Source organism: Saccharopolyspora hattusasensis, from assembly GCF_050972075.1.
GTDB classification, from domain to species: domain Bacteria; phylum Actinomycetota; class Actinomycetes; order Mycobacteriales; family Pseudonocardiaceae; genus Saccharopolyspora; species Saccharopolyspora hattusasensis.
Genome location: NZ_JBPCDC010000001.1, coordinates 2493582 through 2517578, shown reverse-complemented (window position 1 = coordinate 2517578; position 23997 = coordinate 2493582). Strand labels below are relative to the sequence as shown.

23 protein-coding genes and 1 riboswitch are annotated in these 23997 nt (G+C 69.3%); of the genes, 15 read left to right on the top strand and 8 right to left on the bottom strand.

Annotated features, from left to right (window positions below; translation table 11 throughout):
• Window position 1: 1 nt before the first annotated feature.
• From ftsW to ACRXBZ_RS11085, 4 genes are read left to right on the top strand one after another with little or no spacing between them, the layout of a single operon-like run.
• Window positions 2-1417, top strand: a complete 1416-nt coding sequence (ftsW, locus tag ACRXBZ_RS11100; RefSeq protein WP_433879046.1) for a putative lipid II flippase FtsW — start codon at window positions 2-4, stop codon at window positions 1415-1417.
• Window positions 1418-1452: 35 nt separating this feature from the next.
• On the top strand, window positions 1453-2568 hold the full coding sequence (murG, locus tag ACRXBZ_RS11095) for an undecaprenyldiphospho-muramoylpentapeptide beta-N-acetylglucosaminyltransferase (RefSeq protein WP_168589793.1): 1116 nt from the start codon (window positions 1453-1455) through the stop codon (window positions 2566-2568).
• Window positions 2565-4034 (top strand): UDP-N-acetylmuramate--L-alanine ligase, encoded by a 1470-nt coding sequence (gene murC / locus ACRXBZ_RS11090; protein WP_433879045.1) that lies wholly within the window; start codon window positions 2565-2567, stop codon window positions 4032-4034. Before murG ends, murC begins: the two co-directional genes overlap by 4 nt.
• Window positions 4031-4777, top strand: coding sequence for a cell division protein FtsQ/DivIB (locus ACRXBZ_RS11085; RefSeq protein WP_433879044.1), 747 nt, complete (start codon window positions 4031-4033; stop codon window positions 4775-4777). Before murC ends, ACRXBZ_RS11085 begins: the two co-directional genes overlap by 4 nt.
• Window positions 4778-4875: 98 nt before the next feature.
• Here ACRXBZ_RS11085 and ACRXBZ_RS11080 read toward each other — a convergent pair whose 3' ends face one another.
• The 7 genes from ACRXBZ_RS11080 to ACRXBZ_RS11050 form a co-directional block, all read right to left on the bottom strand.
• On the bottom strand, window positions 4876-5076 hold the full coding sequence (locus ACRXBZ_RS11080) for a hypothetical protein (RefSeq protein ID WP_433879043.1): 201 nt from the start codon (window positions 5074-5076) through the stop codon (window positions 4876-4878).
• 8 nt (window positions 5077-5084) lie between these two features.
• Window positions 5085-5495 carry a hypothetical protein gene (locus tag ACRXBZ_RS11075; RefSeq protein ID WP_433879042.1) on the bottom strand — a complete coding sequence of 137 codons (411 nt, stop codon included), beginning with the start codon at window positions 5493-5495 and terminating at the stop codon, window positions 5085-5087.
• 27 nt (window positions 5496-5522) lie between these two features.
• Window positions 5523-6020 (bottom strand): AMP-binding protein, encoded by a 498-nt coding sequence (locus ACRXBZ_RS11070; RefSeq protein ID WP_433879041.1) that lies wholly within the window; start codon window positions 6018-6020, stop codon window positions 5523-5525.
• Window positions 5944-6627, bottom strand: a complete 684-nt coding sequence (locus tag ACRXBZ_RS11065) for an O-methyltransferase (RefSeq protein ID WP_433879040.1) — start codon at window positions 6625-6627, stop codon at window positions 5944-5946. The genes ACRXBZ_RS11070 and ACRXBZ_RS11065 overlap by 77 nt, the downstream gene beginning before the upstream one ends.
• Window positions 6624-7481 carry a 3-methyl-L-tyrosine peroxygenase-related protein gene (locus tag ACRXBZ_RS11060; protein ID WP_433879039.1) on the bottom strand — a complete coding sequence of 286 codons (858 nt, stop codon included), beginning with the start codon at window positions 7479-7481 and terminating at the stop codon, window positions 6624-6626. The genes ACRXBZ_RS11065 and ACRXBZ_RS11060 overlap by 4 nt, the downstream gene beginning before the upstream one ends.
• Window positions 7482-9008, bottom strand: a complete 1527-nt coding sequence (locus ACRXBZ_RS11055) for an aromatic amino acid ammonia-lyase (RefSeq protein ID WP_168584802.1) — start codon at window positions 9006-9008, stop codon at window positions 7482-7484.
• A gap of 69 nt (window positions 9009-9077) precedes the next feature.
• Complete coding sequence (locus ACRXBZ_RS11050) at window positions 9078-9386, bottom strand: helix-turn-helix domain-containing protein (protein ID WP_433879038.1); 309 nt, start codon at window positions 9384-9386, stop codon at window positions 9078-9080.
• Between the two features lie 493 nt (window positions 9387-9879).
• Between ACRXBZ_RS11050 and ACRXBZ_RS11045 the strand changes: the two genes are divergently transcribed.
• Window positions 9880-10194 carry a hypothetical protein gene (locus ACRXBZ_RS11045; RefSeq protein WP_433879037.1) on the top strand — a complete coding sequence of 105 codons (315 nt, stop codon included), beginning with the start codon at window positions 9880-9882 and terminating at the stop codon, window positions 10192-10194.
• 413 nt (window positions 10195-10607) lie between these two features.
• Window positions 10608-11594: a helix-turn-helix transcriptional regulator gene (locus tag ACRXBZ_RS11040; RefSeq protein ID WP_433879036.1), complete on the top strand. Its 987-nt coding sequence runs from the start codon at window positions 10608-10610 to the stop codon at window positions 11592-11594.
• A gap of 49 nt (window positions 11595-11643) precedes the next feature.
• On the opposite strand, the gene ACRXBZ_RS11035 is transcribed toward ACRXBZ_RS11040, so the two are convergent.
• Entirely contained in the window at window positions 11644-12561 is a 918-nt protein-coding gene (locus ACRXBZ_RS11035) for an SDR family oxidoreductase (protein ID WP_433879035.1), read from the bottom strand.
• A gap of 563 nt (window positions 12562-13124) precedes the next feature.
• On the opposite strand from ACRXBZ_RS11035, the gene ftsZ reads away from it, so the two are divergent.
• From ftsZ to ACRXBZ_RS10990, 9 genes are all read left to right on the top strand, one after another.
• Complete coding sequence (ftsZ, locus tag ACRXBZ_RS11030; RefSeq protein ID WP_433879034.1) at window positions 13125-14567, top strand: cell division protein FtsZ; 1443 nt, start codon at window positions 13125-13127, stop codon at window positions 14565-14567.
• A 107-nt stretch (window positions 14568-14674) separates the two neighbouring features.
• Complete coding sequence (pgeF, locus tag ACRXBZ_RS11025) at window positions 14675-15394, top strand: peptidoglycan editing factor PgeF (RefSeq protein WP_433879033.1); 720 nt, start codon at window positions 14675-14677, stop codon at window positions 15392-15394.
• Window positions 15391-16125 carry a YggS family pyridoxal phosphate-dependent enzyme gene (locus ACRXBZ_RS11020; RefSeq protein ID WP_433879032.1) on the top strand — a complete coding sequence of 245 codons (735 nt, stop codon included), beginning with the start codon at window positions 15391-15393 and terminating at the stop codon, window positions 16123-16125. The genes pgeF and ACRXBZ_RS11020 overlap by 4 nt, the downstream gene beginning before the upstream one ends.
• Before the next feature lie 68 nt (window positions 16126-16193).
• Window positions 16194-16826 (top strand): cell division protein SepF, encoded by a 633-nt coding sequence (locus ACRXBZ_RS11015; RefSeq protein ID WP_433879031.1) that lies wholly within the window; start codon window positions 16194-16196, stop codon window positions 16824-16826.
• 19 nt (window positions 16827-16845) lie between these two features.
• On the top strand, window positions 16846-17130 hold the full coding sequence (locus tag ACRXBZ_RS11010) for a YggT family protein (protein ID WP_010306574.1): 285 nt from the start codon (window positions 16846-16848) through the stop codon (window positions 17128-17130).
• Between the two features lie 47 nt (window positions 17131-17177).
• Complete coding sequence (gene wag31 / locus ACRXBZ_RS11005) at window positions 17178-18011, top strand: DivIVA-like cell division protein Wag31 (protein ID WP_168584794.1); 834 nt, start codon at window positions 17178-17180, stop codon at window positions 18009-18011.
• Window positions 18012-18141: 130 nt separating this feature from the next.
• Entirely contained in the window at window positions 18142-18561 is a 420-nt protein-coding gene (locus ACRXBZ_RS11000) for a hypothetical protein (protein ID WP_433879030.1), read from the top strand.
• Between the two features lie 354 nt (window positions 18562-18915).
• The gene (ileS, locus tag ACRXBZ_RS10995) at window positions 18916-22086 is read left to right on the top strand and encodes an isoleucine--tRNA ligase (RefSeq protein ID WP_433883846.1); all 3171 of its coding nucleotides are present in this window, start codon (window positions 18916-18918) and stop codon (window positions 22084-22086) included.
• 412 nt (window positions 22087-22498) lie between these two features.
• Window positions 22499-22614, top strand: a riboswitch (SAM riboswitch).
• A 39-nt stretch (window positions 22615-22653) separates the two neighbouring features.
• Window positions 22654-23991: an aminotransferase class V-fold PLP-dependent enzyme gene (locus tag ACRXBZ_RS10990; protein ID WP_433879029.1), complete on the top strand. Its 1338-nt coding sequence runs from the start codon at window positions 22654-22656 to the stop codon at window positions 23989-23991.
• Window positions 23992-23997 lie beyond the last annotated feature (6 nt).

The window sequence follows — 23997 nt, the reverse complement described above, 5'->3', positions numbered from 1 at the left end:
AGTGACCGCCGCGACCAAGCCCGCGCCCAAGCGCGCTGCGAGGAAGCGCGCGGGCTTGGGCGTGCTGTCGCCGCTGACCGCCTGGTTGACCCGGCCGCTGGCGTCGTTCCACCTGCTGCTGGCGGTCTTCGGCCTGCTGACGATCTTCGGCCTGGTGATGGTGCTCTCGGCCTCCAGCGTCGACGCGTTCAACAAGAACGGCTCGTCCTACAGCGTGTTCAGCAAGCAGGTGATGTACTGCCTGGCCGGGCTGGGGGTGTTCTACGCCGCGCTGCGGATACCGGTCCGGCTGATGCGCCGGTACAGCCTGATCCTGCTGACTATCTGCCTGGGGCTGCTGGTGGCGGTGCTGACCCCGCTCGGCGCCAACATCAACGGGGCGAAGAGCTGGTTCATGGTCGCCGGGGTGTCCTTTCAGCCGGTGGAGTTCGCCAAGATCGCCTTCGCGCTGTGGGGCGCGCACGTGCTGGTCACCAAGCGCGGCCTGATGACGCAGTACCGGCACCTGCTGGTGCCGGTGGTGCCGGCCGCGCTGCTGATGTTCACGCTGGTGATGATGCAGCCGGACCTGGGCTCGACGATCACGCTGTTCATCGTGCTGCTGGCGCTGCTGTGGTTCGCGGGCGCGCCGCTGCGGTTGTTCGTGGTGATGCTGCTGGGCGCGGTGACCGGCGGCGTGGCGCTGGCGATGGTCGCCGACTACCGGATGGCGCGGTTGACCTCGTTCCTGGATCCGCTCGGTGACCCGTCCGGTTCCGGTTACCAGGCTCGGCAGTCGTTGTTCGCGCTGGCCGACGGCGGGCTGTTCGGCCGCGGGCTGGGGCAGGGCTGGTCGAAGTGGCAGTACCTGCCCAACGTGCACAACGACTTCATCTTCGCGGTGATCGGCGAGGAGCTCGGGTTCGTCGGCTGCGCGATCGTGCTGATGCTCTTCGCCACCACCGCCTACGTGGGCATGCGCATCGCGTTCCGCAACACCGACCCGTACATCCGGCTGGTGTCGGCGACGTTGACCGTGTGGCTGGTGGGGCAGGCGATCATCAACGTCGGCTACGTCGTGGGCCTGCTGCCCACCACCGGGCTGCCGCTGCCGCTGATCTCCTCCGGAGGATCGTCGGTGGTCACTACGATGCTGGTGTTCGGCCTGCTCGCGAACTTCGCCCGGCACGAGCCCGAGGCGATCGCCGCGCTACGGTCTTTGGGACCAGGTCGGGTCGGCAAGCTGCTGCGGCTGCCGACCCCGGCGCCGTACCGGCCACCGGCCAAGCGGCGTCCGGCACGACCGACCCCACGAAGCCGGCCCGGCGCGAAGAGCTCCGGGGCGGCGGCAACTCGCCGGGGAGGCGGGAGCACGCGGGCGCGTGGTACGCGCAGCGGGCCCGGATCCCGGGCGCAGACACGAGGAGGACACCGTTGAGCGGGGACCAGACGGTCCGCATCGACCAGGCCGCGATGGCCGACCCTCGGGGTGCCGCCGTGGGCCGGCGGCCGCTGTCGGTGGTCGTCGCCGGGGGCGGCACCGCCGGGCACATCGAGCCCGCGCTGGCGCTGGCCGACGCGGTGCGCCGACTGCGGCCGGACGCCCGGGTGACCGCGCTGGGCACCGAGCGGGGCCTGGAGAACCGGCTGGTGCCGGCCCGCGGCTATCCGCTGGAGCTCATCCCGCCGGTGCCGATGCCGCGCAAGCCCAACATCGACCTGCTGAAGCTGCCGCTGAAGGTGCGGAATTCGGTGAAGCAGACCCGCGAGGTGCTGGAACGCGTCGGCGCGGACGTGGTGATCGGTTTCGGCGGCTACGTCTCGCTGCCCGCCTACCTCGCCGCGCGCGGCCGCGTGCCGATCGTGGTGCACGAGGCGAACGCGCGCGCCGGGCTGGCGAACAAGGTCGGCGCGAAGTTCGCGGAACGCGTGCTGGCGGCGACCCCGGACAGCGGCCTGGCCGGGGCGCAGACCATTGGCATCCCGCTGCGCGAGTCGATCACCCGGCTGGACCGCTGGGCGCTGCGGATGCAGGCCCGCCAGCACTTCGGGCTGCACCCGCACGCCCCGACGATCCTGGTGTTCGGCGGCTCGCAGGGCGCTCGCACCCTGAACACCGCGTTCTCCGGCGCGGCGGAAGCGCTGGGGCGCGCCGGGATCGGCGTGCTGCACGCGCACGGACCGAAGAACACCATTGCGGTGCAACAGGTTCCGGGCGCACCGGCGTACACGGCCGTGCCGTACCTGGAGCGGATGGACCTGGCTTACGCGGCGGCGGACCTGGTGGTGTGCCGGTCCGGCGCGATGACCGTCGCCGAGGTCTCGGCCGTGGGGCTGCCCGCGGTGTTCGTGCCGCTGCCGCACGGCAACGGCGAGCAGGCCCTCAACGCGCAGCCGGTGGTCTCCGCCGGTGGCGCGCGGCTGGTGGCGGACGCGGACCTGACCACGCAGCGGGTCATCGACGAGGCGCTGCCGCTGGCGCTGGACGCCCAGCGGTTGCAGGAGATGAGCCGGGCGACGCTGGGCAGTGGCCACCGCGAGGCGGACCAGGTATTGGCGCAGATCGTGCTGGAGGTTGCCGGACGATGACCGGACCGTCCCCCACAAACTTCGACACCACAAACTTCGACACCGCGGACTTCGACGCCGTGCTGGCGCGGGTGCACCTGGTCGGCATCGGCGGGGCCGGGATGAGCGGCATCGCCCGCATCCTGCTGGCCCGCGGGCAGCAGGTGTCCGGCTCGGACGCCCGCGACTCGCGCACCGTGCTGGCGCTGCGAGCGCAGGGCGCGCACATCGGCATCGGCCACCAGGCGGAGAACCTCGACCAGTTCGACGCGGACCCGACGGCGGTCGTGGTGTCCACGGCGATCAAGCCGGACAACGCCGAGCTGGTCGAGGCGCAGCGGCGGGGGATCACCGTGCTGCGCCGGGCCGAGGCACTGGCCGCGCTGATGGCCGGGCACCGGGTGGCCTGCGTGGCGGGCACCCACGGCAAGACGTCCACGACGTCGATGCTGACCGTGGCGTTGCAGCACTGCCGGTTCGACCCGTCCTTCGCGATCGGCGGCGACCTCAACGAATCGGGCGCGAACGCGCACCATGGCGACGGCAGCATCTTCGTCGCGGAAGCCGATGAGAGCGACGGCTCGTTCCTGGTGTTCGCGCCGTCGGTGGCGGTGGTTACCAACGTCGAGCCGGACCACCTGGACCACCACGGCACCGCCGAGGCGTACGTCGCGGTGTTCGACGAGTTCGTGCGGCGGATCGAGCCGGACGGGGTGCTGATCGCCTGCGCCGACGACCTGGGCGCTGCCGAGCTGGCGGACCGGGCGGAGAAGTCCGGCGTCCGGGTGCGGCGCTACGGGAAGTCGGTCACCGGAGACGCCGACGCGCGGCTGGTCGGCTACCGGCCCGAGCACGGTTCCGGCGTCGCGACCGTGCAACTCGGCGGCAAGACCATCGACGTGCAGGTTTCGGTGCCGGGCGAGCACATGGCCGGCAACGCCGTCGCGGCGCTGCTGGCCGGGTTGGAACTCGGCGCTCCCCTCGACGGCCTGCTCGAGGGGCTTGCCGCCTTCGGCGGGGTCCGGCGGCGGTTCGAGTTCAAGGGCCGCGCCGACGGCGTCCGCGTCTACGACGACTACGCCCACCACCCCACCGAGGTGGAGGCGCAGCTGCGGGCGGCCCGGCCGGTGGTCGGCGACGGCCGGCTGATCGTGGTGTTCCAGCCGCACCTGTTCTCCCGCACGGCGGCGTTCGCGAGCGAGTTCGCGACGGCGCTGGGCCTGGCCGACGAGGTCGTCGTGCTGGACGTCTACGGCGCGCGGGAGGACCCGCAGCCCGGCGTCACCGGCGAGCTGATCGCCGGCGAAGTTCCGCTGCCGAGCGGGAAGGTGCACTACGAGCCGTCATTCACGGCGGCCGGGCCGCTGGTCGCGGGCCTGGCGCGGCCCGGTGACCTGGTGCTGACGATGGGGGCCGGGGACGTGACCATGCTCGGCCCGGAGATCCTCCGCGAGATCGACTGCGACACCGCGGAGGAGCAGGGGTGACCCCCACGCGCCGCCCCGCAACGGAGCGTCCCGGGCTGCGCAGCACCCGGGGCCGCCCGGTGCGGGGCGGCGCGACGGCGCCGCCGAAGTGGCGCCGCTGGGCGCTCCCTGCCGTGCTGGCCGCGGTGACCGTGGTGGCGCTCCTGCTGTACTTCACGCCCCTGCTGGGCGTCCGGACGGTGCAGGTCGCCGGCAACGCGACGCTCGGCCGGGAACAGGTGGTGCAGGCGGCGGGCATCGAGCCGGGCACGCCGATGCTGCAGGTCGACGTCGATGAGATCCGCAGCCGCCTGCAGGCCTTGCCGGAGATCGCGGCGGCGCAGGTGTCGCTGAGCTGGCCGTCGACGGTGCAGGTCGAGGTGACCGAGCGGGTGCCGGTGGCGTTCATGGTGGCCCGCAACGGGATACGGCTCGTCGACGCCGGCGGCGTGCCGTTCGAGGCGGTCCCGGAACGCCCGGCAGACCTGCCGGAACTCCAGGTGCAGGCGGCGTCGCAAGACGACGCGGCGACCAAGGCGGCGATGACGGTCCTGATGGCCCTCTCGCAGCCGGTCCGCGCGGAGGTCACGGCGGTGATCGCGGCGCGGCCGAACGAGGTCCGCCTGCTGCTGACGGGCGACCGCGAGGTCGACTGGGGTTCGCTGGAGGAAACCCCCCGGAAGGCGGCGATCCTCCCACCCCTGCTCACCCGCCCGGGCAAGGTCTACGACGTGACCACCCCAGCCCTCCCGACGGTGGCCTGAGCAGCCGGTAGTCCGAAGTGGACTGAACACCCTTCGAAAGCCGTGCCGGAGATGTCGGTCCGGCGGGTGCCGTACGAGTTCCCAGGTCAGTTGCGGCCCTACAATGACTCTATTTCACACTCCGCGCTCTCATGGATCGGGTGCGGATGCGGGTCAAGGACAAACACGTACTGGCGCCGGTGAAAGCATTCCTCAAAGCCAGAATTCTGACCGAGTTCGAGCCAGTTGAGCAGCTCGGGGTCTTGGTTGCATTCGGCCAGGTCGGCGGTGACGAGGTCGGCGTAGACGTGCTCCAGCACCGCCTTCGTCAGCTGGTTAGTGTTGTGTCCAGCTTCATCACCGCGTCCTTCCACAGCTCGGCCAGGAGAGCGGGTTCGAATGTCCCGCCGTGTGTGAGCACTGACATCGTCGTTGTGCCTCGATAAGACGTCAGCAACGTGAAGCAACTGCCACCGGGTGGCAGCCACGGCAGTGGAATCGCCTCTTCGAAGGGGCGGCCGTTCCAGGTTAGCTGACCTGGAATGCGTAGACCTGAGACCGCGAAGCCCGATCGGAGTGGGTGCGCGACACGCAGGTGCGCCCAGTCGCCGGCCCGCTCCGCCTGGCCCGCGTCTACGACGCGCCAGAACCGCTTCCAGCGGTCGAGGCGTTTCCTGCTGGTGGACTTGATGGCGGCGTCCAGCGCGTCGACCGGTGAAGCGGCGCCGGATTGCAACACGTCGACGTTAGCCCGCCCCTGAGGCACTCATGTCTTGCCGAGCACGATCGCGGTCCGCAACGACGCCGCAGCGGGAACGGCGGCAAGTTTTTCCCACGGCGCAGTGTCCGCTACGACGTGGCGTGCCGCGCATCGGGCGAGAACATGTTGCCATTCGTGCACGCTGGCGAACGGCTCCAGTGGCAGTACGACCCCACCTGCCAACAGCGTGCCGTGGTAGGCGCCGATGAACTCGGCGCTGTTGTCGCACACCAACGCGACCACTTCGCTAGGGGTATGCACGCGCCGCACCAAAGCTGCCGCGAAACGGTGGACCGCATCACGAAGCTCCGCATATTTGTAGGCGCGCCCGGTTCGATGCTCCACAAACGCTGTCTGGTCCGATAGTGAGGCAGTCCAGACCGAATCCGAGAGGTTGCGCGTCCACTGCGCGACTGCGACTACGTGCTCATGATAATTCGGTTCGTTTGCGTGCCACGATGAGACCGTCGGCAATCGGAAGCATGACCGACTCGACGCGGTCATCCGCCCGAACGTGGCTGTTGAACTCGTCGATGGCCTTCGCGTTGCCAGTCGGGAAGTCGTCCGCCGCCTCGCCGTAGTAGAACGTGTTGTCGGCGAGTAGCAGGCCGCCGGGTCGCATGCGTGGCACGAGGAGCTCCCAGTACTGCTGGTAGCTCACCTTGTCAGCGTCGATGAAGACCATGTCGATGTGCTCGGTCTTCGGCATCGCCCTCAGCGTGTCCGCGGCTTGTCCGAGCCGGACCTCGATCCGGTCGGCGACACCCTCCTTTTCCCAGGCCTGCTGGGCGATCTCGGTCCACTCGCTGGATACGTCGCAGGTGACGATCTGCCCGCCGGCTCCCAATCCCCGAGCCATGGCCAGCGTGGAGTAGCCGGTGAAAGTGCCGATCTCCACGATCCGGCGGGCGCCGGTGAGCTGGACGAGCAGGGTGAGCAGCACACCCTGCTCGTGTGGGATCTGCATCTCCGCAGATGCGCCGAGCGCGTTCGTCTGGTCGATGAGCCACTGCTGGGCCTGCGTGGGGGGTTCGGTTTGGCGCAATAGATATTCGTACCGTCGTTGGTTCATCACGATGGTCTTTAGCTCGGGCGATTGCAGGTCAGTCATGGGAGGAGCCTTCCGAGGAAGTTGGACGTGACGAGGTTCCAGAGGTTCATGGAGCTATCGGTCACGCTTCGAGCGACCGCGTCGATCTCGGCGGGGCGGGCCCCGGCCCAGTCGGTGGGAACGACCAGCGGCGTGCTACTCAGGTCGTCGAGCACCACCATGCAAAGGCGCAGCAACTGCATGGCGAACCCCTGGCGGCAGATCTCCGTGCGCCGCACGTGGAAGTAGGCATCATATAGATCGCGCCTTTGATCCGTGACGATGTCGGCCTCCTGGCTCGCCATGCGCAACAGCGACTCCCCGCCACGGGCGAGCCGGTGCGCTACCGCCATGTGCACCACCAGGTTCGCCTTGCTCGCCGCGGTGAGTGGCGCGGTCGCGTGCGCCGGGTGCTGCTTCCTGACCTCGCGCAGCAACGCGGGCACGAGATCGTAGTCGCGTGCCCAGCGTCCGCTGAAAGCGCTTTCGGCCGCGGCCATCTCCGGCCTGATGGTGCGGTCGTACACATCAACCGAGCAGCTTCCTGCGTACAGCAACAGAAGCGAGTAGACGTCGTACGTCAGTGCCGCACCGCGAATCAGCTCCGAGGAGGGCCGTCGCTGCCTGGTCAGCTCTTTCAAGCAGTCGGCGAGGACTCGCCATACACAGAAGGTTGTCTGGTGCCCGATCCACCAGCGGTACCTCGCCAGCGCACACTCGTCGCCCACCGGTGACGGTCCCCAGCCTGGGGGCGGGTGCACGTCGCAGTCGACGGAGGCGAAGCCGACGTCGGGATAAGGAAGCCGGAGGATTTCAAGGCCTTGCACGCCCTGGCCAAAGGCAGAGACGCGGGCCAGCTCACCAACGGAGGTCATTCAGTTCACCTGAGTCCGGTTTTCTAGCTCGTCCGCGAACTCGTCGAGCACTTCGGCGGCGCGCAAGACATCCGCGCGCAGCGGGCGGTCCGGTTCGATGGCCGGAACGGCCTCGATCAGCCGGTCGAGCAAGTTGACGCATGCCGGGGCGGTCGGCGCCCGGCCTACGTGGACGGCCTGTCGCAACGCCACGGCTAGCGAACCATGCAGCCACCGCAAGGATTCCGCCTGATCAAGCGCGCTCAGTGCGGCTTGAGTGCCGAAAGGCACGACGTCCTGGTTGTGCAGATTCGTCGGCACGCTCTGCATTGACGCAGGCGTGCAAGTGCGGCGCATGTGCACGACGGTCGACGTGGCAACCAGCTGAACGCCCTGCACCCCGTGCTGCTCGCCGGGTGTCGTCGCAAGCATTGGGGGCAGACCTCCGTTGCGGTGCGGATCGACCATCAGATCCAGCTGCCGCTCAGCGAGGTTCGCGATCTGCACTGTCACGAGCGACAACAGATCCGCCGCGAACGCGACCGGCTGACCGAAGAAGTTGCCGCCGTGGACAACTTCGCCGTGCTCCGGAAAGAACAGCGGGTTGTCGCTGATACCGTTCAGATCCGTCCGCACAACCTGGTCCGCATGAGCGATCGAGGCCGCAGCGGCGCCGAGCAGTTGCGGCACGCACCGGATGCTGTACGGCTCCTGCAGACCACGGTCACCGGTTGGCACGGTGCCCTGCAAGAGGTTACGCATGTGCTGCGCGACCTCAGCGGCTCCTGGATGCGCGAATGCGCCCATCAGGTGAGGCGAGAGGTAACCGGTGGCGCATCCCAGCACGTCCGCCATCACCGCCGACAACGTCCACGCGACGACGTGAGATCGCCGGATTGAGGCAAGTGCCAACCCGGCCGCCGCAGCCGTGAGCGACGTACCGTTTACTAGGCCTAGCGCGTCCCGTCCGTCCAGCTCCAAGGCTGGCAACCCACTTTCGGCCAAAGCTTGCCCCGCAGGCATCCGCTGCCCTCGGTGATAGGCGGCGCCGATGCCGCGCAACGCTTGTACGGCATGGGCGAGCGGGACGAGGTCACCACTCGCGCCGACCGAACCGATTCGCGGCACGGCGGGGGAAAATTCGGTGCGCAACATCGCCGCGAGTGCTTCCAACACGGTGTAGGAAACACCCGAGCGTCCTTGTGCGAGCGATCGCAGCCTGATCAGCAGCGCTGCTCGTACCACTGCGGGCTTCAGGTCGTCTCCTTGCCCGGTGCTCAGATGGCTGAGCGTGTTCTCGCACTGGTCAGCGGAGTTGACGCGTCCGCTGAAATCCACCAGCGGTCCGAATCCTGTAGTCGCTCCGTAAACCGCCTGACCTTCGGCCAATGACTGCATCATGAAGGCCCTGCAGGCGAGGACGCGGTCTCTTGTTACCTCATCGATTCGGATGTTTAGCGGCTGTGCAGCCGACGCCAACATTTCCGGAGTTAGTTCTCCCGAGACGTCGACGATCGGGGTTGACAGCGCACTGGTCCCGGCCAGCATGAAAGACCTCCACATTGCGAACGAGACCCAAGGATAAGATTCGGCGAGCGCCGACCAATCGCTACGGGGTCAAGAGATTCGGATCAGTGCTTTGATGGCGGTGCGATTGTCCATCTGGCGGTATGCCTCCGGCACGGCTTCCAGGCCAACGGTGAGATCGAACACCGGCGAGGCGTCGATGCGGCCGTCCAGCACCCGGTCGATCAGCCATGGGATGATGACGCGGGCGGGCGCCAGACCACCCGTAATCTTGAGGTTGCGCAGGAAGACCATCCGATGAGTAGTGGACTTCGGCAACTCGGTGTGGCGGGCGAGCACAGTCAGTGATACCGGTTCTTCGTAGGCGCCGAACGCCTGCAGCACGGCTGACACCTTCATGGCGGCGGCGCGACCCTCCCGGGATTATGTAGTGAGCGCCCGATGAACCTTGAAGAAGCCTTCGATCTCGTCCGCGATCCGGTCGAAATGCTCTGCCTTCAGGTCGTCTTGGACGTTTCGGTGTTTGGGCGTGCATGGGATCACCGATACCGTAATTTGCAGTACTGTGTCGCGATAGGACCAACGTCAAGTAGGCAACGATGTCCATCGATACATTGGAGGCTGCCTGAAAGGACAGCTTCCAATGTCCTTCTTGCGCTGGTCCAGGCGTCCCAAGCAGGTGTCGCACGTGCCGCTGGAAGGCAGCAGCAGTCAATACTCCAACTCCAGATCCAACCTGCGCTTAGCAGGCATTTATCTTGTTTGGTGGTGATCTGTCCGTTTCGGGCGTGCTGAGCCGTTCGCAAGCGCAACACGCGCTCGCAGTGCTCGACCGCGCACTGCAGGAGTGGTGAGCGGCCAGGTGGTGAGCACGTTGGGCTAACGTGTGGATGTGTTCAGGGTCAGCGGCGAGGCGCCGGAGCCGGTCCTCTCGGGCAAGCTCAGCGGACCAGGCGGCTGCCGCGGTTCGTCGAACGCCGCCCCGCTCCGCGACGCCGGTGGACATCTGGGAGGCCAGTGGACATCCGGGAGGCCAGTGGACATCCGGGAGGCCGAGGAGTTCCTGCGGCTGTTCCACGCCGAGAACCGCGTGCAGCACCTGAAGCACCGGCGTGAGGCCGTAGCTCGGCACCGGATGGACGGCCGCACACCGCTCGGAACACTGTGGACGGTCGTGTGTCGGCGATGGGCCGACGAGCTGACCTGACCGGGGATTTCCGCAATTTCAATGGAAATCAGAGCTCCGATTTCCATTGAAATTGAGTTCTTGTGACTGATCCGTGGGTGGTTTGAGCTGGTTTTTGGGTCCGGAGACGGGGGCACGCCGTTGCTTCGTCTAGTTTCTGGCTTGTCCAGGGTCAGGAACCGACGAGTGGAGAATGGCGTGCCGAAGGCCGGTTTATGGCGTGCCGTGGCGGGCGTCGTCGGTGGCGGGCGCTGGATCTCGCGACCACTCGGGTGTTTGGACCGGAACTAACACTCACGACGGGTGTCCATCCGGTCGTGAGTGGTGATGCCGGTTCTTACCGGAGTTGTCACTCACGAGGGGGGTTCGTCGGGTCGTGAGTGGTGATGCCGCGTGTGCGGCGGGCAGTCGTCGGCTCGCCGTAGGGTTGGGGAGTGCGAGCGTCGCGGTTGGTTTCGTTGCTGTGCTTGTTGCAGGTCCGGGAGGTCATGACCGGGCCGGAGCTGGCCCGGGAACTGGAGGTTTCCGAGCGGACCGTGGCCCGCGACGTGCTCGCGCTGGCCGCCGCCGGGGTTCCGGTGTACGCCGAGCGCGGGCGGACCGGCGGATACCGGCTGCTCGGGGGCTACCGCGCGAAGCTGACCGGGCTCCACCAGGCCGAAGCCGAGGCGTTGTTCCTGGCGGGCGTGCCGGGCCTGGCGATCGACATGGGCCTCGGCGAAGCCGTTACCGCCGCGCGGCTCAAGGCCTCGGCGGCGTTGGCCCCGCCGTTCCGCGATGCGCCGCAACGGGTGGGGCAGCGGTTCCACCTGGATGCGCCCCGCTGGTTCCGCGAGGCCGAAACCCCTGCGGTGCTGCCGGAGCTGAGCCGCGCGGTGTGGCGCGACCGCAAGGTCGTCGCCCGGTACCGGCGCCGCGACCGGGAAGTGCGGCGCGAGCTGGAACCGCACGGGCTCGTGCTCAAGGCCGGTGTCTGGTACCTGGCGGCCCGCTGTGACCAGCGGTTCCTGACCTACCGGGTCGACCGCTTCAGCCACGTCGAGGTCGCCGACGAGGAATTCACCCGCGACGAGACCTTCGACCTCCCGGCCTTCTGGGAGGAGAAGTCGGACGAGTTCAACCGCTCCTTGCTGACCGAGCGCATCCGGATCCGGATCAGCCCGGCGGGCCTGCGGAAACTGCACGCGACCACGGAGGGCACCGCAGCCCGCGAGGCCGAAGCGGCCGCGGGCGAACCCGACGCCCAGGGCTGGGTCACCGCGGACTTCCCGGTGGAGTCCCTCGACGTCGCCTACGACCAGATCCTCAACCTGGGCCCGGAAGCCGAAGTCCTGGCCCCACCGGACCTCCGAAACCGTCTGGCCGGAGCGGCGACCCGCCTCGCCGCCCTCTACCGCGACCCGGGCGAAGGGCACCCCTGACCGGCGAAGAACCGGCGAAGCCGGTCGGAGGTGCCCGGCACGCCGTTCGTCAGCGGTAGTCCTCGGGTTTGCCCGAATTGCCGGGCCATTCGACTTCCAGGATGTAGCGCCAGGCGTCCGGCCGGGAGCCGTCCACGTCCGTGAAGCCGTAGACCTTCGCCAGGTAGCCGCTCGAGAACGACTGGGTGTTCCAGCGGGCCACGTCCGGGTCCGTCGCCAGCGCGACCACGGCCCGGCCGACGAATCGCGGCGACTCCGAGATGCCGAAACCTTCCGGCGCCGTGGTGGACTCCCGCCAGTTCTCCTCGGTGACGCCGAAGAGTTCGAGCATCATCTCCGAACGCAGCCAGCCCGGGGTCAGCGAGACCGCCGTGCCGCCGTGCTCCTTCAACTCCTCGCCCTGGGCGCGGGCGAGGCGGTGTGCCGCGACCTTGACGATGTCGAAGAACGCGCCGCCCTCGCTGCGGTAGTACTGCTCGTGCACCTCGGCGGTGCCGTCGGTGAGCTCCACGACCAGCCCGCCCGGCTGCTTGCGCAGGAGATCCAGGGCGAAGTGGCTGGTGATCAGGTGCGCCTCGATGCCGACCCGCAGTCGCTGCAGGCCCTTGTCCAGGTCCTGCTCCCAGACCGGTTTGTGCCAGTCCATCAGGTGCTCGCCGCCGAGGTCGTTGACCAGGATGTCCAGCCGCCCCTGCTCCGCCTCGATCCGCCGGACCAGCTCGCGGACCTGGTCCGGATCGGTGTGGTCGCAGCGGACCGCGACGCCCTGGCCGCCGGCCTGCGTCACCAGCTCGGCAGTGTCCTCAATGGTCTCCGGCCGGTCGTAGTCCGAGCGCCGCTCCCGGGTGCTGCGCCCGGTCCCGTAGACCGTCGCGCCGGCCGCCCCCAGTTCCACGGCGATGCCGCGCCCCGCGCCGCGGGTCGCCCCGGCCACCAGCGCGACCTTGCCGTGCAGTTGTCCAGTCATGCCTGGGATTCCTCCTGTTCCCGAATCGGTCGAGGAGAGACCATGACAGCGAATCCGGACACCTGTGGTCGTGATTTTCCGGCGAGTTCGAATCTGGACTCGCTCGTATCGGGGATCCCGCTGGCCAGGCGGCGGCTGAGCTTTCGCCACCCGCACCGCCGCGCGGAAGGAGCGCATGGGCAGGCATTTCTGCCTGCCTCGACCGGATGAGCGGGGCTCGGGGTACGGTGTTGGTGGTGATCACGTCCGCGACGTGATCACCACCCAAGGGGAGGAACAAGACTGGGCTCGCTGCGGCGGACGGACCCGCTGGGCGACGGCGAAAGCGGTCGGGACGGAAGCGACGAGGTGCGCGGCACAAAACACCTGCTACGGCTCCCGGCGTGGCTGCTGGACGCGGAGGCAGTTGCTTGCCTACCGTCCGGATCGGGCACGGGATCGGCCGCACCTCGCATCCCGCGCCGACAGCGACCGGGGGAACCCGCGTCGGCGACGACCGGTACTGCGGCCGTCCCGGCGGTCGACGCAGAGAGCACAGAGCCACGATCAGGAAGGCGGATCCGATGACGCCCCCGCACAACTATCTCGCGGTGATAAAGGTCGTCGGCATCGGCGGCGGCGGCGTCAACGCCGTGAACCGCATGATCGAGGTCGGGCTCAAAGGTGTCGAGTTCATCGCGGTGAACACCGACGCGCAGGCCCTGCTGATGTCGGATGCCGACGTCAAGCTCGACATCGGCCGCGAGCTGACCCGCGGCCTCGGGGCCGGTGCCGCGCCGGAGGTCGGCCACAAGGCCGCCGAAGACCACAAGGAAGAGATCGAAGAGGTCCTCAAGGGCGCCGACATGGTGTTCGTGACCGCCGGCGAGGGCGGCGGCACCGGCACCGGCGGCGCACCGGTCGTGGCGTCGATCGCGCGCAAGCTCGGCGCGCTGACCATCGGCGTGGTCACCCGGCCGTTCTCCTTCGAGGGCAAGCGCCGCGCGGCCCAGGCCGAGCAGGGCATCCAGCAACTCCGCGAGTGCTGCGACACCCTCATCGTGATCCCGAACGACCGGCTGCTGCAGCTCGGCGACATCGGGGTGAGCCTGATGGACGCCTTCCGGTCCGCGGACGAGGTGCTGCTCTCCGGTGTCCAGGGCATCACCGACCTGATCACCACGCCGGGTCTGATCAACCTCGACTTCGCCGACGTCAAGAGCGTCATGTCCGGCGCGGGCAGCGCCCTGATGGGCATCGGCTCGGCGCGCGGTGAGGGCAGAGCGGTGCAGGCCGCGCAGAAGGCGATCAACTCGCCGCTGCTGGAAGCGTCCATGGAGGGCGCGCACGGCGTGCTGCTGGCCATAGCCGGTGGTTCCGACCTCGGCCTGTTCGAGATCAACGAGTCGGCGTCGCTGGTGCAGGAATCCGCGCACCCCGAAGCCAACATCATCTTCGGTACGGTCATCGACGACTCGCTGGGCGACGAGGTGCGGGTGACCGTGATCGCCGCCGGGTTCGACGCCGGTACGCCCACCCACAAGAAGCTCGAACCGACCAAGGTCGGCGCGCGCACCGAGGAACCCGAGCCCGCTCCGGCCGCGGAGACGCCCGTGCCGCAGCCGGTGGTGGAAGCCCGGCCCGAGCCGCCGCGACCCGCACACCAGCCGACTCCGGCACCGCAGCCCGTCCCAATGGCGCAACCGGCCCCGGCCCCAGTCCCGCAGGCGGAACAGCCGGTCGCCCAGGCGGCGGCGCCGCCCATCCCGGAGACCCCGGTGCAGCCGGAGCCCGCGCCGGAACCGCAGCAGCGGCCGAACCTGGGCCAGCGGCCCGGGCTGTTCGGTGGCGACGGCTCCTCGACCGGGCAGCAGAGCGTCTCGGTGCCAACCCGCGCGAGCGGCGGCTACCCGACGCATGGCGGCGCCGCCGCCACCGGTCGCACCGGCGCGCTGTCCAACCGAGGCATCCCGGTGAACGACGACACCGACGACGACGTCGACATACCACCTTTCATGCGCCGCTGAAGCACGAGAAGGTGCGTCCCCGCGCCGTGCGGCACATGAGCGAGAATCGACACCGGAAACGCCTTCGTTTCCGGTGTCGACTTGTGTGTGCGGGAGGCTGAGCAGCAGTGCGGATTCGGCGCGTGATCACCACGCGGGAGGGCGGGAGTTCCCGGCCGCCTTTCGACTCCTTCAACCTGGGTGGCCGGGTCGGCGACGACCCCGGCACCCTGGCGGCGAACCAGCGCAAGCTGGCGGACGGAATCGGCCTGCCCGAGGACCGTCTGGTGTGGATGGAGCAGATCCACGGACGCACCGCGACCGTCGTGGACGGGCCGCAGCCCGAGCCGGTGGAAGCCACCGATGCGCTGGTGACCGCGGAGCCGAACCTGGCGCTGATCGCGCTCACCGCGGACTGCGTGCCGGTGCTGCTCGGCGACCCGGAAACCGGCGTGGTCTCCGCGGTCCACGCCGGGCGGGTCGGCGCTCGCGTCGGAGTCCTCGTCGCGGCGCTGAAGGCGATGCAGGAGGCCGGCGCCCGGTTGGACCGCATCGAGGCGCTGCTCGGCCCGGCGGCCTGCGGCGAGTGCTACGAGGTGCCCGCCGAGATGCAGGCTGACGTCGAGAAGCACCTGCCCGGCAGCGCGTGCAAGACCCGCAAGGGCACCACCGGGCTCGACCTGCGGGCGGGGCTCTGGGAGCAGCTGGCCGCCGCCGGGATCGCCAAGATCGGCGTCGACCCGCGCTGCACCATGGAATCCCCGGAGCTCTACAGCCATCGCCGCGACCAAGGACGCACCGGTCGGTTCGCCGCGGTGATCTGGGCCGAGCCGGAGGAGACCGAGTGAGCGAGGAGTTGCGGCGGGCCGAGTTGGCGGAGTCGCTGCGGGAGGTCCGCGACCGGGTCGACCGGGCCTGCCGCGCGGCCGGGCGGCAGCCCGAAGAGGTCGAGCTGCTCGCGGTGACCAAGACCTTCCCGGCGTCGGACGCGGCCCTGCTGGCCGATCTCGGGATGACCGAGTTCGCCGAGAACCGGGAGCAGGAGGCGCGCGGCAAGGTCGCCGATTTCGTCGCGCTGCGGCCGGAGGCGACGGCGCGCTGGCACATGGTCGGGCAGCTGCAACGGAACAAGGCCCGGGCGGTGGTCCGGTGGGCCGACGTGGTCGAGTCGGTGGACAGCGAGCGGCTCGCCGAGGCGCTGGGCCGCGCCACCGCGAACGCCCTGGACGCGGGCGAGCGGCAGCGGCCGTTGGACGTCTTGTTGCAGGTGAGCCTGGATGAGGCGGTCGGGCGCGGGGGCTGCCGACCGGAGGACGTGCCCGCGCTGGCCGATATGATCACGCGGACGAGTGATCTTAGGCTGCGGGGTGTGATGGCCGTCGCCCCGTTGGGTGGCGAATCCGATGTGGCTTTTGCCACACTTTCCGTGATCTCCGAGCGGCTGCGCAGAGATCACCCCGAAGCTGTCGAAGTGTCGGCGGGCATGTCCGGCGACCTGGAAAGTGCCGTTGCCCACGGCTCGACCCGGGTGCGTGTCGGAACCGCGTTGCTCGGTGGGCGGCGGTTAACCTCGCCGTAGCCGTGAACAGGGGGGTCGAAGGCTGGCCTCGTGCCCGGTGCTAGGAGTCTCAGAGGAAGGGCATGCCGATGAGCGCTTTGCACAAGTTGAAGGCCTACTTCGGCATGGTCCCGGCCGACGAGGTGGACGAATACGACGACGAGGCCGGATACCGCGACCGGTACTCCGACGCCGACCGCGACGCCTACGACGGCCCGGCCGAGCGGGTGCCGACCCGCCGGCGGGTCGGCACCCGCGGCGGCTACCAGGCGGAAGCCGAAGCGGAATCGGAGAGCTTCGTCGAGGAATACCGCGAACCGGCGCCACGGCCGCGCAGGCAGTGGACACCGGACTCGCCGGTGCGCAGTGCGGCACCTGCGGATCCGCCACGGGAGTCGGTCTCGCGGCTGCGCGCGGTGACCGACACGGGCACCCAGTTCAACTTGAGTAAGATCACAACCCTGCACCCGCGCAGCTACAGCGAGGCCCGCACGATCGGCGAGCAGTACCGGGATGGCACGCCGGTGATCATGAACCTGACCGAGATGGAGGAGGCCGACGCCAAGCGCCTGGTCGACTTCGCCGCCGGTCTGGCATTCGCGCTGCGGGGCTCGATAGAGAAGGTCACGAACCGCGTGTTCTTGCTCTCACCGCCGAACGTGGACGTCGCGGCGGAGGACAAGCGGCGCTTGGCCGAGGGTGCCTTTTTCAACTACGGGTGAGTGGTGGCACAGTTGAAGCGTGAACCTGGTGCAGATCGTCCTGTTTTACGTTCTGTTCTTCTTCTGGCTGCTGCTCACGGCCCGTATTGTGATCGAACTCGTTCGGGTGTTCGCTCGCGATTGGCGGCCCGTTGGGGGGGTTGCAATCGCGTTGGAGAGCATCTACACAGTGACCGACCCACCCGTAAAGTTGGTGCGTCGGGTGATTCCGACCGTCCGGATCGGCGGAGTCGGACTGGACCTATCGATTATGGTGCTGCTGCTGGTCGTGTTCATACTGATGCGACTGGTGCAACCTGGGTGACGGGGAACCCGGGCTGCCCGCAGCCGAGGAGTGCGTGAGGTGATCTTGTGGGCTTGACCCCCGCGGACGTGCATAACGTCGCGTTCAGCAAACCGCCGATCGGTAAGCGGGGCTACAACGAGGACGAGGTGGACGCATTCCTCGACCTGGTTGAAGCCGAGCTTGCCCGGCTGGTGGAGGAGAACAGCGACCTGCGTAGCCAGGTGGAGCAGCGGGAGTCCCAGCTGCAGGCCGCGCAGGTCGACCTGGACGAAGCCCGCAGCCAGGCGGCGTCCGTTCCCTCGACCCCAGCCGCCCCACCGGAGGAACCGCGCCGGCTCACCCCGGTTCCGGCGCCGACCGCCGTCGAGCAGACTTCCCCGGGCGGTGATCATCACGTGCAGGCCGCCAAGGTGCTGGGCCTCGCGCAGGAGATGGCCGACCGGCTTACCGGCGAAGCCAAGGCCGAGGCCGACGGCATGTTGTCCGAGGCGCGGACGAAGTCCGAGCAGCTGCTGTCCGAAGCGCGCTCGAAGTCCGACAGCATGGTCAACGAGTCCCGGACCCGGGCCGAGACGATGCTCAACGACGCCCGCACCCGGGCCGAGACGTTGGAGCGGCAGGCGCGCGACAAGGCCGCCAGCCTGGAGCGCGACGCGCAGCGCAAGCACGCCGAAGTGATGGGCAACATCACATCGGAGAAGAACGCCCTCGAGAAGAAGATCGAGACCCTGCGCACGTTCGAGCGCGAGTACCGCACTCGACTGCAGACCTACCTGGAGTCGCAGCTGCGCGAACTGCAGGACCGGGGCTCGGCCGCGCCCGCCGACAGCAGCGGCGGCCGGTCGTCCGGTCAGCAGGCCAGCTACAGCTTCGGGGCGCGCGCGGCCGAAGCCGGCTGATCAAGTTCGTTCGCGTCGGCGGCGACGGGAAAGGGACTGTTGCGAAGCGGCTACGCCGCTTGTGAAAAGCAGATCCGAACCGTTGCCGCCGGCGTGCATCCGGACCGTTCGGCGAGGGACGTGAGATCGCGTGCTGTTGGTCGTGCTGGCGCTGGTCCTGGTAGCCGGCGGTGTCCTGGCCGGCGCGGTCGTCGCCGGCGAACCGGACCTGGCATGGTTGTCGGTGCTGGCGAGCGCCGTCGGCGTGGGCCTGCTGGTCGCAGATCGGCGGCGCCGGACCGGAGCGGGCGAGCGTCCGCCGGCCGCGCCGGCTTCTGCCGATGGCAGGGAGCCGGGCGAGGAACGCAGCAACGCCGCGGCAGCTGCGGATCCGGACGCCGAGGTGCTGGTGCTCGACGAACGGCCGCGCTACCACGTGCGGACCTGCGAGTGGCTCGGCGAGCGGAAGACGATCGCCCTGCCGCTGCGCGAGGCGCGGGACCTCGGCTTCACGCCGTGTGCGCGCTGCGCGCCGAACGCCACGCTGGCCGCCGAGGTCCGCCGCGTTTGACCGCGGTTTGAAATGGAAACCGTGGTCCCCGGGTTCCTGGGCGCAGTTTCAACTGAAAATGCGCACCGGTGAAAGCCGGTGGCGGGCGCCCGGTACTCTGGAGCGACCAGGCGATGATCCGGTTATCACCGGGGAGCCTCCGGAAGAACGGGTGCCCGGTCGGCACCTCAGTAGAACCGGACGGGTCCAGCCCGTCACAGCTGGCAACGAGTGGTCGTCGGCGTTGATCGGCGGCAAGCGGGGTGGTACCGCGGATCTCGTGCGGGCATGCGCGCGAGGTGTCGTCCCCGCGTGGACACCGAGGTTTCGGTGACCGTGCGGCGGAAACAACACACCGCGAGGAGCGCATCCGCGATGGCTTATCCCAAGGTTCGGTTCGGCGACGCCGGCGAGCGCGGCGTGGCTGCCCAGCCCGCGTTCCCCGAGATCGAGCGCCAGGTGCTGGATTTCTGGGCCGACGACAAGACCTTCCAGGCCTCGGTGCAGGCCCGCGAGGCCGGCGCGAACGGCGCCAACGAGTTCGTCTTCTACGACGGGCCGCCGTTCGCCAACGGACTGCCGCACTACGGGCACCTGCTCACCGGCTACGTCAAGGACGTGGTGCCGCGCTACCAGACGATGCGCGGCCGCCGGGTGGAGCGCCGGTTCGGTTGGGACTGCCACGGGCTGCCCGCGGAGGTCGAGGCGGAGAAGCAGCTCGGCATCACCTCGAAGTCCGAGATCGAGACGATGGGCGTCGCGGCGTTCAACGAGGCGTGCCGGACCTCGGTGCTGCGCTACACCTCCAACTGGGAGGCCTACGTCACCCGGCAGGCCCGGTGGGTGGACTTCGAGAACGACTACAAGACGCTCGACCTGGACTACATGGAAAGCGTCATGTGGGCGTTCAAGACCCTTTGGGACAAGGGTCTCGTCTACGAGGGCTTCCGGGTGCTCTGGTACTGCTGGCGCTGCGAGACGCCGCTGTCCAACACCGAAACGCGGATGGACGACGTCTACCGCCAGCGGCAGGACCCGGCGGTGACCGTGGGCCTGCGGCTGGACGCCCCGGGCAAGGCATTCGACGGCGCGCTGGCCCTGGTTTGGACGACGACGCCGTGGACGCTGCCGTCCAACCTGGCCGCCGCGGTGCACCCCGAGGTCGACTACGTGCTCGTCGCGCCGGCCAATAGTGCCGAGCGGTACGTGCTGGCCGAAGCCCGGCTCGGCGCGTATGCGCGGGAGCTCGGCGAGGATGTCGCCGAGCACGTCGTGGCCCGGTTCAAGGGGACCGAGCTGCTCGGCACGAAGTATGCGCCGCCGTTCGACTTCTTCGTGGGGCGGGAGAACGCGCACCAGGTGCTGGCGGCCGACTACGTCACGACCGAGGACGGCACCGGTCTGGTGCACATCGCGCCGGCCTTCGGTGAAGAGGACAAGGTCGTCACCGACGCCGCGAACATCGAGCCGGTGATCCCGGTCGACGCGCACGGCAAGTTCACCACCGAGGCCCCGCCGTACGAGGGGCTGCAGGTCTTCGAGGCCAACAAGCAGATCATCCGGGACCTCAAGGAGACGGGCCTGCTGCTGCGGCACGAGACCTACGACCACCCGTACCCGCACTGCTGGCGCTGCGACAACGCGCTGATCCAGCGGGCGGTGTCGTCGTGGTTCGTGTCGGTCACCCAGTTCAAGGACCGGATGGTCGAGCTGAACCAGCAGATCAACTGGGCGCCGGAGCACATCCGCGATGGCCAGTTCGGAAAGTGGCTGGAGAACGCCCGCGACTGGAACATCTCCCGGAACCGCTACTGGGGTTCGCCGATCCCGGTGTGGGTCTCCGACGACCCGGCCTACCCGCGCACCGACGTCTACGGTTCGCTGGACGAGCTGGAACGCGACTTCGGGGTGCGCCCGGCCAACCTGCACCGCCCGGAGATCGACGAGCTGACCCGGCCGAACCCGGACGACCCGACCGGGAAGTCGACGATGCGCCGGGTGCCGGAGGTGCTGGACTGCTGGTTTGAGTCCGGCTCGATGCCGTTCGCCCAGGTGCACTACCCGTTCGAGAACTCGGAGTGGTTCGAGCACCACTACCCGGGCGACTTCATCGTCGAGTACAACGGCCAGACCCGCGGCTGGTTCTACACGCTGCACGTGTTGGCGACCGCGCTGTTCGACCGCCCGGCCTTCGCAAACGTGCTGGCGCACGGCATCGTGCTGGGCCACGACGGCCTGAAGATGTCGAAGTCCAAGCGCAACTACCCGGACGTCAACGAGGTCTTCGACCGCGACGGCTCGGACGCGATGCGCTGGTTCCTGATGTCCAGCCCGATCCTGCGCGGCGGCGACCTGGTGGTCACCGAGCGTGGCATCCGGGACGCGGTGCGGCAGGCGGTGCTGCCGCTGTGGAACTCCTGGTACTTCCTGGCGCTGTACGCCAACGCCGAAGGCATCTCGGGCGAGTTCGAAGTGGACAGCAAGCACGTGCTGGACCGCTACGTCCTGGCCAAGACCCACGAGCTGGTCGGCGATGTTCAGTCCGCATTGGACACCTTCGACCTCGCCGGTGCCTGCGCGGAGGTGCGCGACTTCCTCGAGGTGCTGACCAACTGGTACGTGCGGCGGTCCCGGGACCGCTTCTGGGCCGGTGACCGGGATGCCATCAACACGCTGCACACCGTGCTGGAGGTGACCTGCCGGGTGGTGGCGCCGCTGCTGCCGCTGACCGCCGAGGCGGTCTGGCGCGGGCTGACCGGCGGCCGCTCGGTGCACCTTGCGGACTGGCCCCTGGTCGACGAGTTGCCCGCGGACGCCGCGCTGGTGACCGCGATGGACGAGGTGCGACAGGTGTGCTCGGCCGCGTCGGCGCTGCGCAAGTCCAACAAGCTGCGGGTGCGTTTGCCGCTGGCCAAGCTCGTGGTCGCCACCCCGGACGCGGAGGCGCTGCGGCCGTTCGCGGACCTGATCCGCGACGAGGTCAACGTCAAGGAGCTCGAGCTGAGCACCGACGTCGCCGCGCACTGTCACTTCGAGATCGCGGTTAACGCGCGGGCCGCGGGTCCGCGGCTGGGCCGCGACGTGCAGAAGGTGATCAAGGCGGTGAAATCCGGCGAGTGGCAGCGCACCGGGGGCACCGGGGGCACCGGGGGCACCGTGGTCGCGGCGGGCATCGAGTTGCAGGACGGCGAGTTCGAGGAGCGCCTGGTCTCCACCGACCCCGGCGCGGCCTCGCCGCTGCCCGGCGGCAAGGGGCTGGTGGTGCTGGACACCGAGGTGACCCCGGAGCTGGCGGCCGAAGGTCTGGCCCGCGACGTGGTCCGGGTCGTCCAGCAGGCCCGCAAGGAGGCGGACTTCCAGGTGTCCGACCGGATCACGGTGGCGATCTCGGCGCCGGCCGAGGTTCTGGCGGCCGTCGAGTCGCACCGCGACTTCATCGCGGGCGAAACCCTGGCGAACGCCGTCGAATCCGGCGATGTGGCGGACGGCTTCACCGGTAGCGTCGGGGAGGGCACCGAGATCAAGGTCGCCGTCACCAGGGTCTGACCTGAGCTCAGCGCCTGTTGGTGAATGGTCTGGGTGGGTGGTCGCTTAGCGGAACCTGAGCGGTTCCCTGGACTGCGGGTGCCCCTCCTGACGTATGGTCCAATACGCGGCGGAGGGGCCGTCCTCGCCAGAAAACCTCTCAGAACCCGCCGATGGTCGTCTTGGCAAGGTGAATGCAAGCGGCTACGCCGCTTCCAAAGGCGCGGACGGCATTCGCCGACAGGCTCTGAGCTGCTGTTCCGGGTGGCACCGTCGAACTCGGTGCCACCCGGGCGTGCATCCGTACGTGCAGTTGTGGTGGCCGTGCCTGCGTCGGGATCGCCGCGCCGGCGCCGTGTGACGGAGACCGCTCCCACGGTTTGGGAATGGTGTTGCCCGCAGTGCGGGCGGTTTCCTAGAGTGCTGGAACGAAGGTCATGAGCGCCAGCGTCAAGCCCCGGCTTGCTGGCCGGCAACCCTCCAACCGCGGTGGGGTGCCCCGGGTGAAGACCTGGCCGGTCGTGCAGGGCGATCCGGCAAGCGCGGACCCCTCTGGGCGGGTCCGATGAGGCCCCCGAGGAGGCCGTCGTGTCGTCTGCCGTCATCGAAATCCCGGCGCAGTCCGATGTGGACTACCGGATTCCCGCCGTGGTCGGCGGTGCGCTGCAGGTCCCGCTGGTCAACGGCCAGCGCATCGGATACGCGAATCTCGATCACGCGGCCAGCGCGCCATGCCTGGAGACCGTGCAGTCGGCGGTGAACGAGCTGCTGCCCTGGTACGCGAGCGTGCACCGCGGCGCGGGGTTCGCCTCCCAGGTGTGCACCCGGGTCTACGAGGGAGCGCGCGACGAGCTGCGGAACTTTGTCGGCGCCCGCCACACCGACTCGGTGATCTTCATCCGCAATACCACCGACGCCCTGAACCTGCTGGGACGCGCGCTGCCGCGCGGCACGTCCGTCGTGGTCTTCGACACCGAGCACCACGCCGCGCTGCTGCCCTGGACCGGCCCGCGGGTGCGCCGCCTGCCCGCGCCGGAGACGCCGGCGGACGCCATCGCCGCACTCGATGCCGCGTTGGCCGGTTGTCCGGAGGGACCGCGGCTCGCGGTGATCACGGGTGCCTCCAACGTCACCGGGGAGCTGTGGCCCGTCGCGGAGCTGGCGCGGGTGGCTCGCCGTCGCGGGGCCCGCACGGTTCTCGACGCCGCGCAGCTCGCGCCGCACCGGCCGGTCCGGATCCGCGAGCTCGACATCGACTACGTGGCGATCTCGGGGCACAAGCTCTACGCGCCGTTCGGCGCGGGCGCGCTGATCGGCCGCGCGGACTGGCTCAACGCCGCCGAGCCGTACCTGGCGGGTGGCGGCGCGACCCGGTCGGTGCAGGAGCGGTCGGTCAGCTGGACGACCGGGCCGGAGCGGCACGAGGCGGGCTCGCCGAACACCGTCGGAGTGCACGCGTTGGCCAAGGCCTGCGCGACGCTGGCGGCGAACTGGACGGACGTCATCGAGCACGAGGAAGCGCTGCTGCACCGGCTGCGGGCCGGGCTGCGCGGTGTGTCGGGGCTGCGCGAGCTCCGCCTGTTCGACGCCGATCACGACCGGGTCGGCGTGGTGAGCTTCACGGTCGACGGCCGGGACCCGGGCCTGCTGGCCGCGGCGCTTTCCGCGGAGCACGGCATCGGCGTCCGCGACGGCTTGTTCTGCGCACACGTGGCCACCCGGCGGCTGCTCTCGCGGGCGGGCTCGGACACCGAGCGCGCGGTCCGCGTCAGCGTCGGGCTGGGCAGCACCGCGGAGCACGTCGACCGCCTCGTGAACGCGCTGCGGCGGCTGGTGGCCGAGGGCCCGGCCTGGCGCTACGAACAGGTCGACGGCCACTGGGTGCCCGCTGACGACCCGCGCCCCGCGCCCGCCTTCCTCGACTGACCAGGG

Excerpts from the sequence above, each read along its gene's own strand:
- ACRXBZ_RS11070 (WP_433879041.1), bottom strand. The coding sequence starts at position 6,020 with ATGACCGCGTCGAGTCGGTCATGCTTCCGATTGCCGACGGTCTCATCG.
- ACRXBZ_RS11055 (WP_168584802.1), bottom strand. The coding sequence starts at position 9,008 with ATGCTGGCCGGGACCAGTGCGCTGTCAACCCCGATCGTCGACGTCTCG.
- ftsZ (WP_433879034.1), top strand. The coding sequence starts at position 13,125 with ATGACGCCCCCGCACAACTATCTCGCGGTGATAAAGGTCGTCGGCATC.
- ileS (WP_433883846.1), top strand. The coding sequence starts at position 18,916 with ATGGCTTATCCCAAGGTTCGGTTCGGCGACGCCGGCGAGCGCGGCGTG.
- ACRXBZ_RS11060 (WP_433879039.1), bottom strand. The coding sequence starts at position 7,481 with ATGACCTCCGTTGGTGAGCTGGCCCGCGTCTCTGCCTTTGGCCAGGGC.
- ACRXBZ_RS11050 (WP_433879038.1), bottom strand. The coding sequence starts at position 9,386 with ATGAAGGTGTCAGCCGTGCTGCAGGCGTTCGGCGCCTACGAAGAACCG.
- ACRXBZ_RS11035 (WP_433879035.1), bottom strand. The coding sequence starts at position 12,561 with ATGACTGGACAACTGCACGGCAAGGTCGCGCTGGTGGCCGGGGCGACC.
- murG (WP_168589793.1), top strand. The coding sequence starts at position 1,453 with ATGGCCGACCCTCGGGGTGCCGCCGTGGGCCGGCGGCCGCTGTCGGTG.
- murC (WP_433879045.1), top strand. The coding sequence starts at position 2,565 with ATGACCGGACCGTCCCCCACAAACTTCGACACCACAAACTTCGACACC.
- ACRXBZ_RS11015 (WP_433879031.1), top strand. The coding sequence starts at position 16,194 with ATGAGCGCTTTGCACAAGTTGAAGGCCTACTTCGGCATGGTCCCGGCC.
- ACRXBZ_RS11065 (WP_433879040.1), bottom strand. The coding sequence starts at position 6,627 with ATGACTGACCTGCAATCGCCCGAGCTAAAGACCATCGTGATGAACCAA.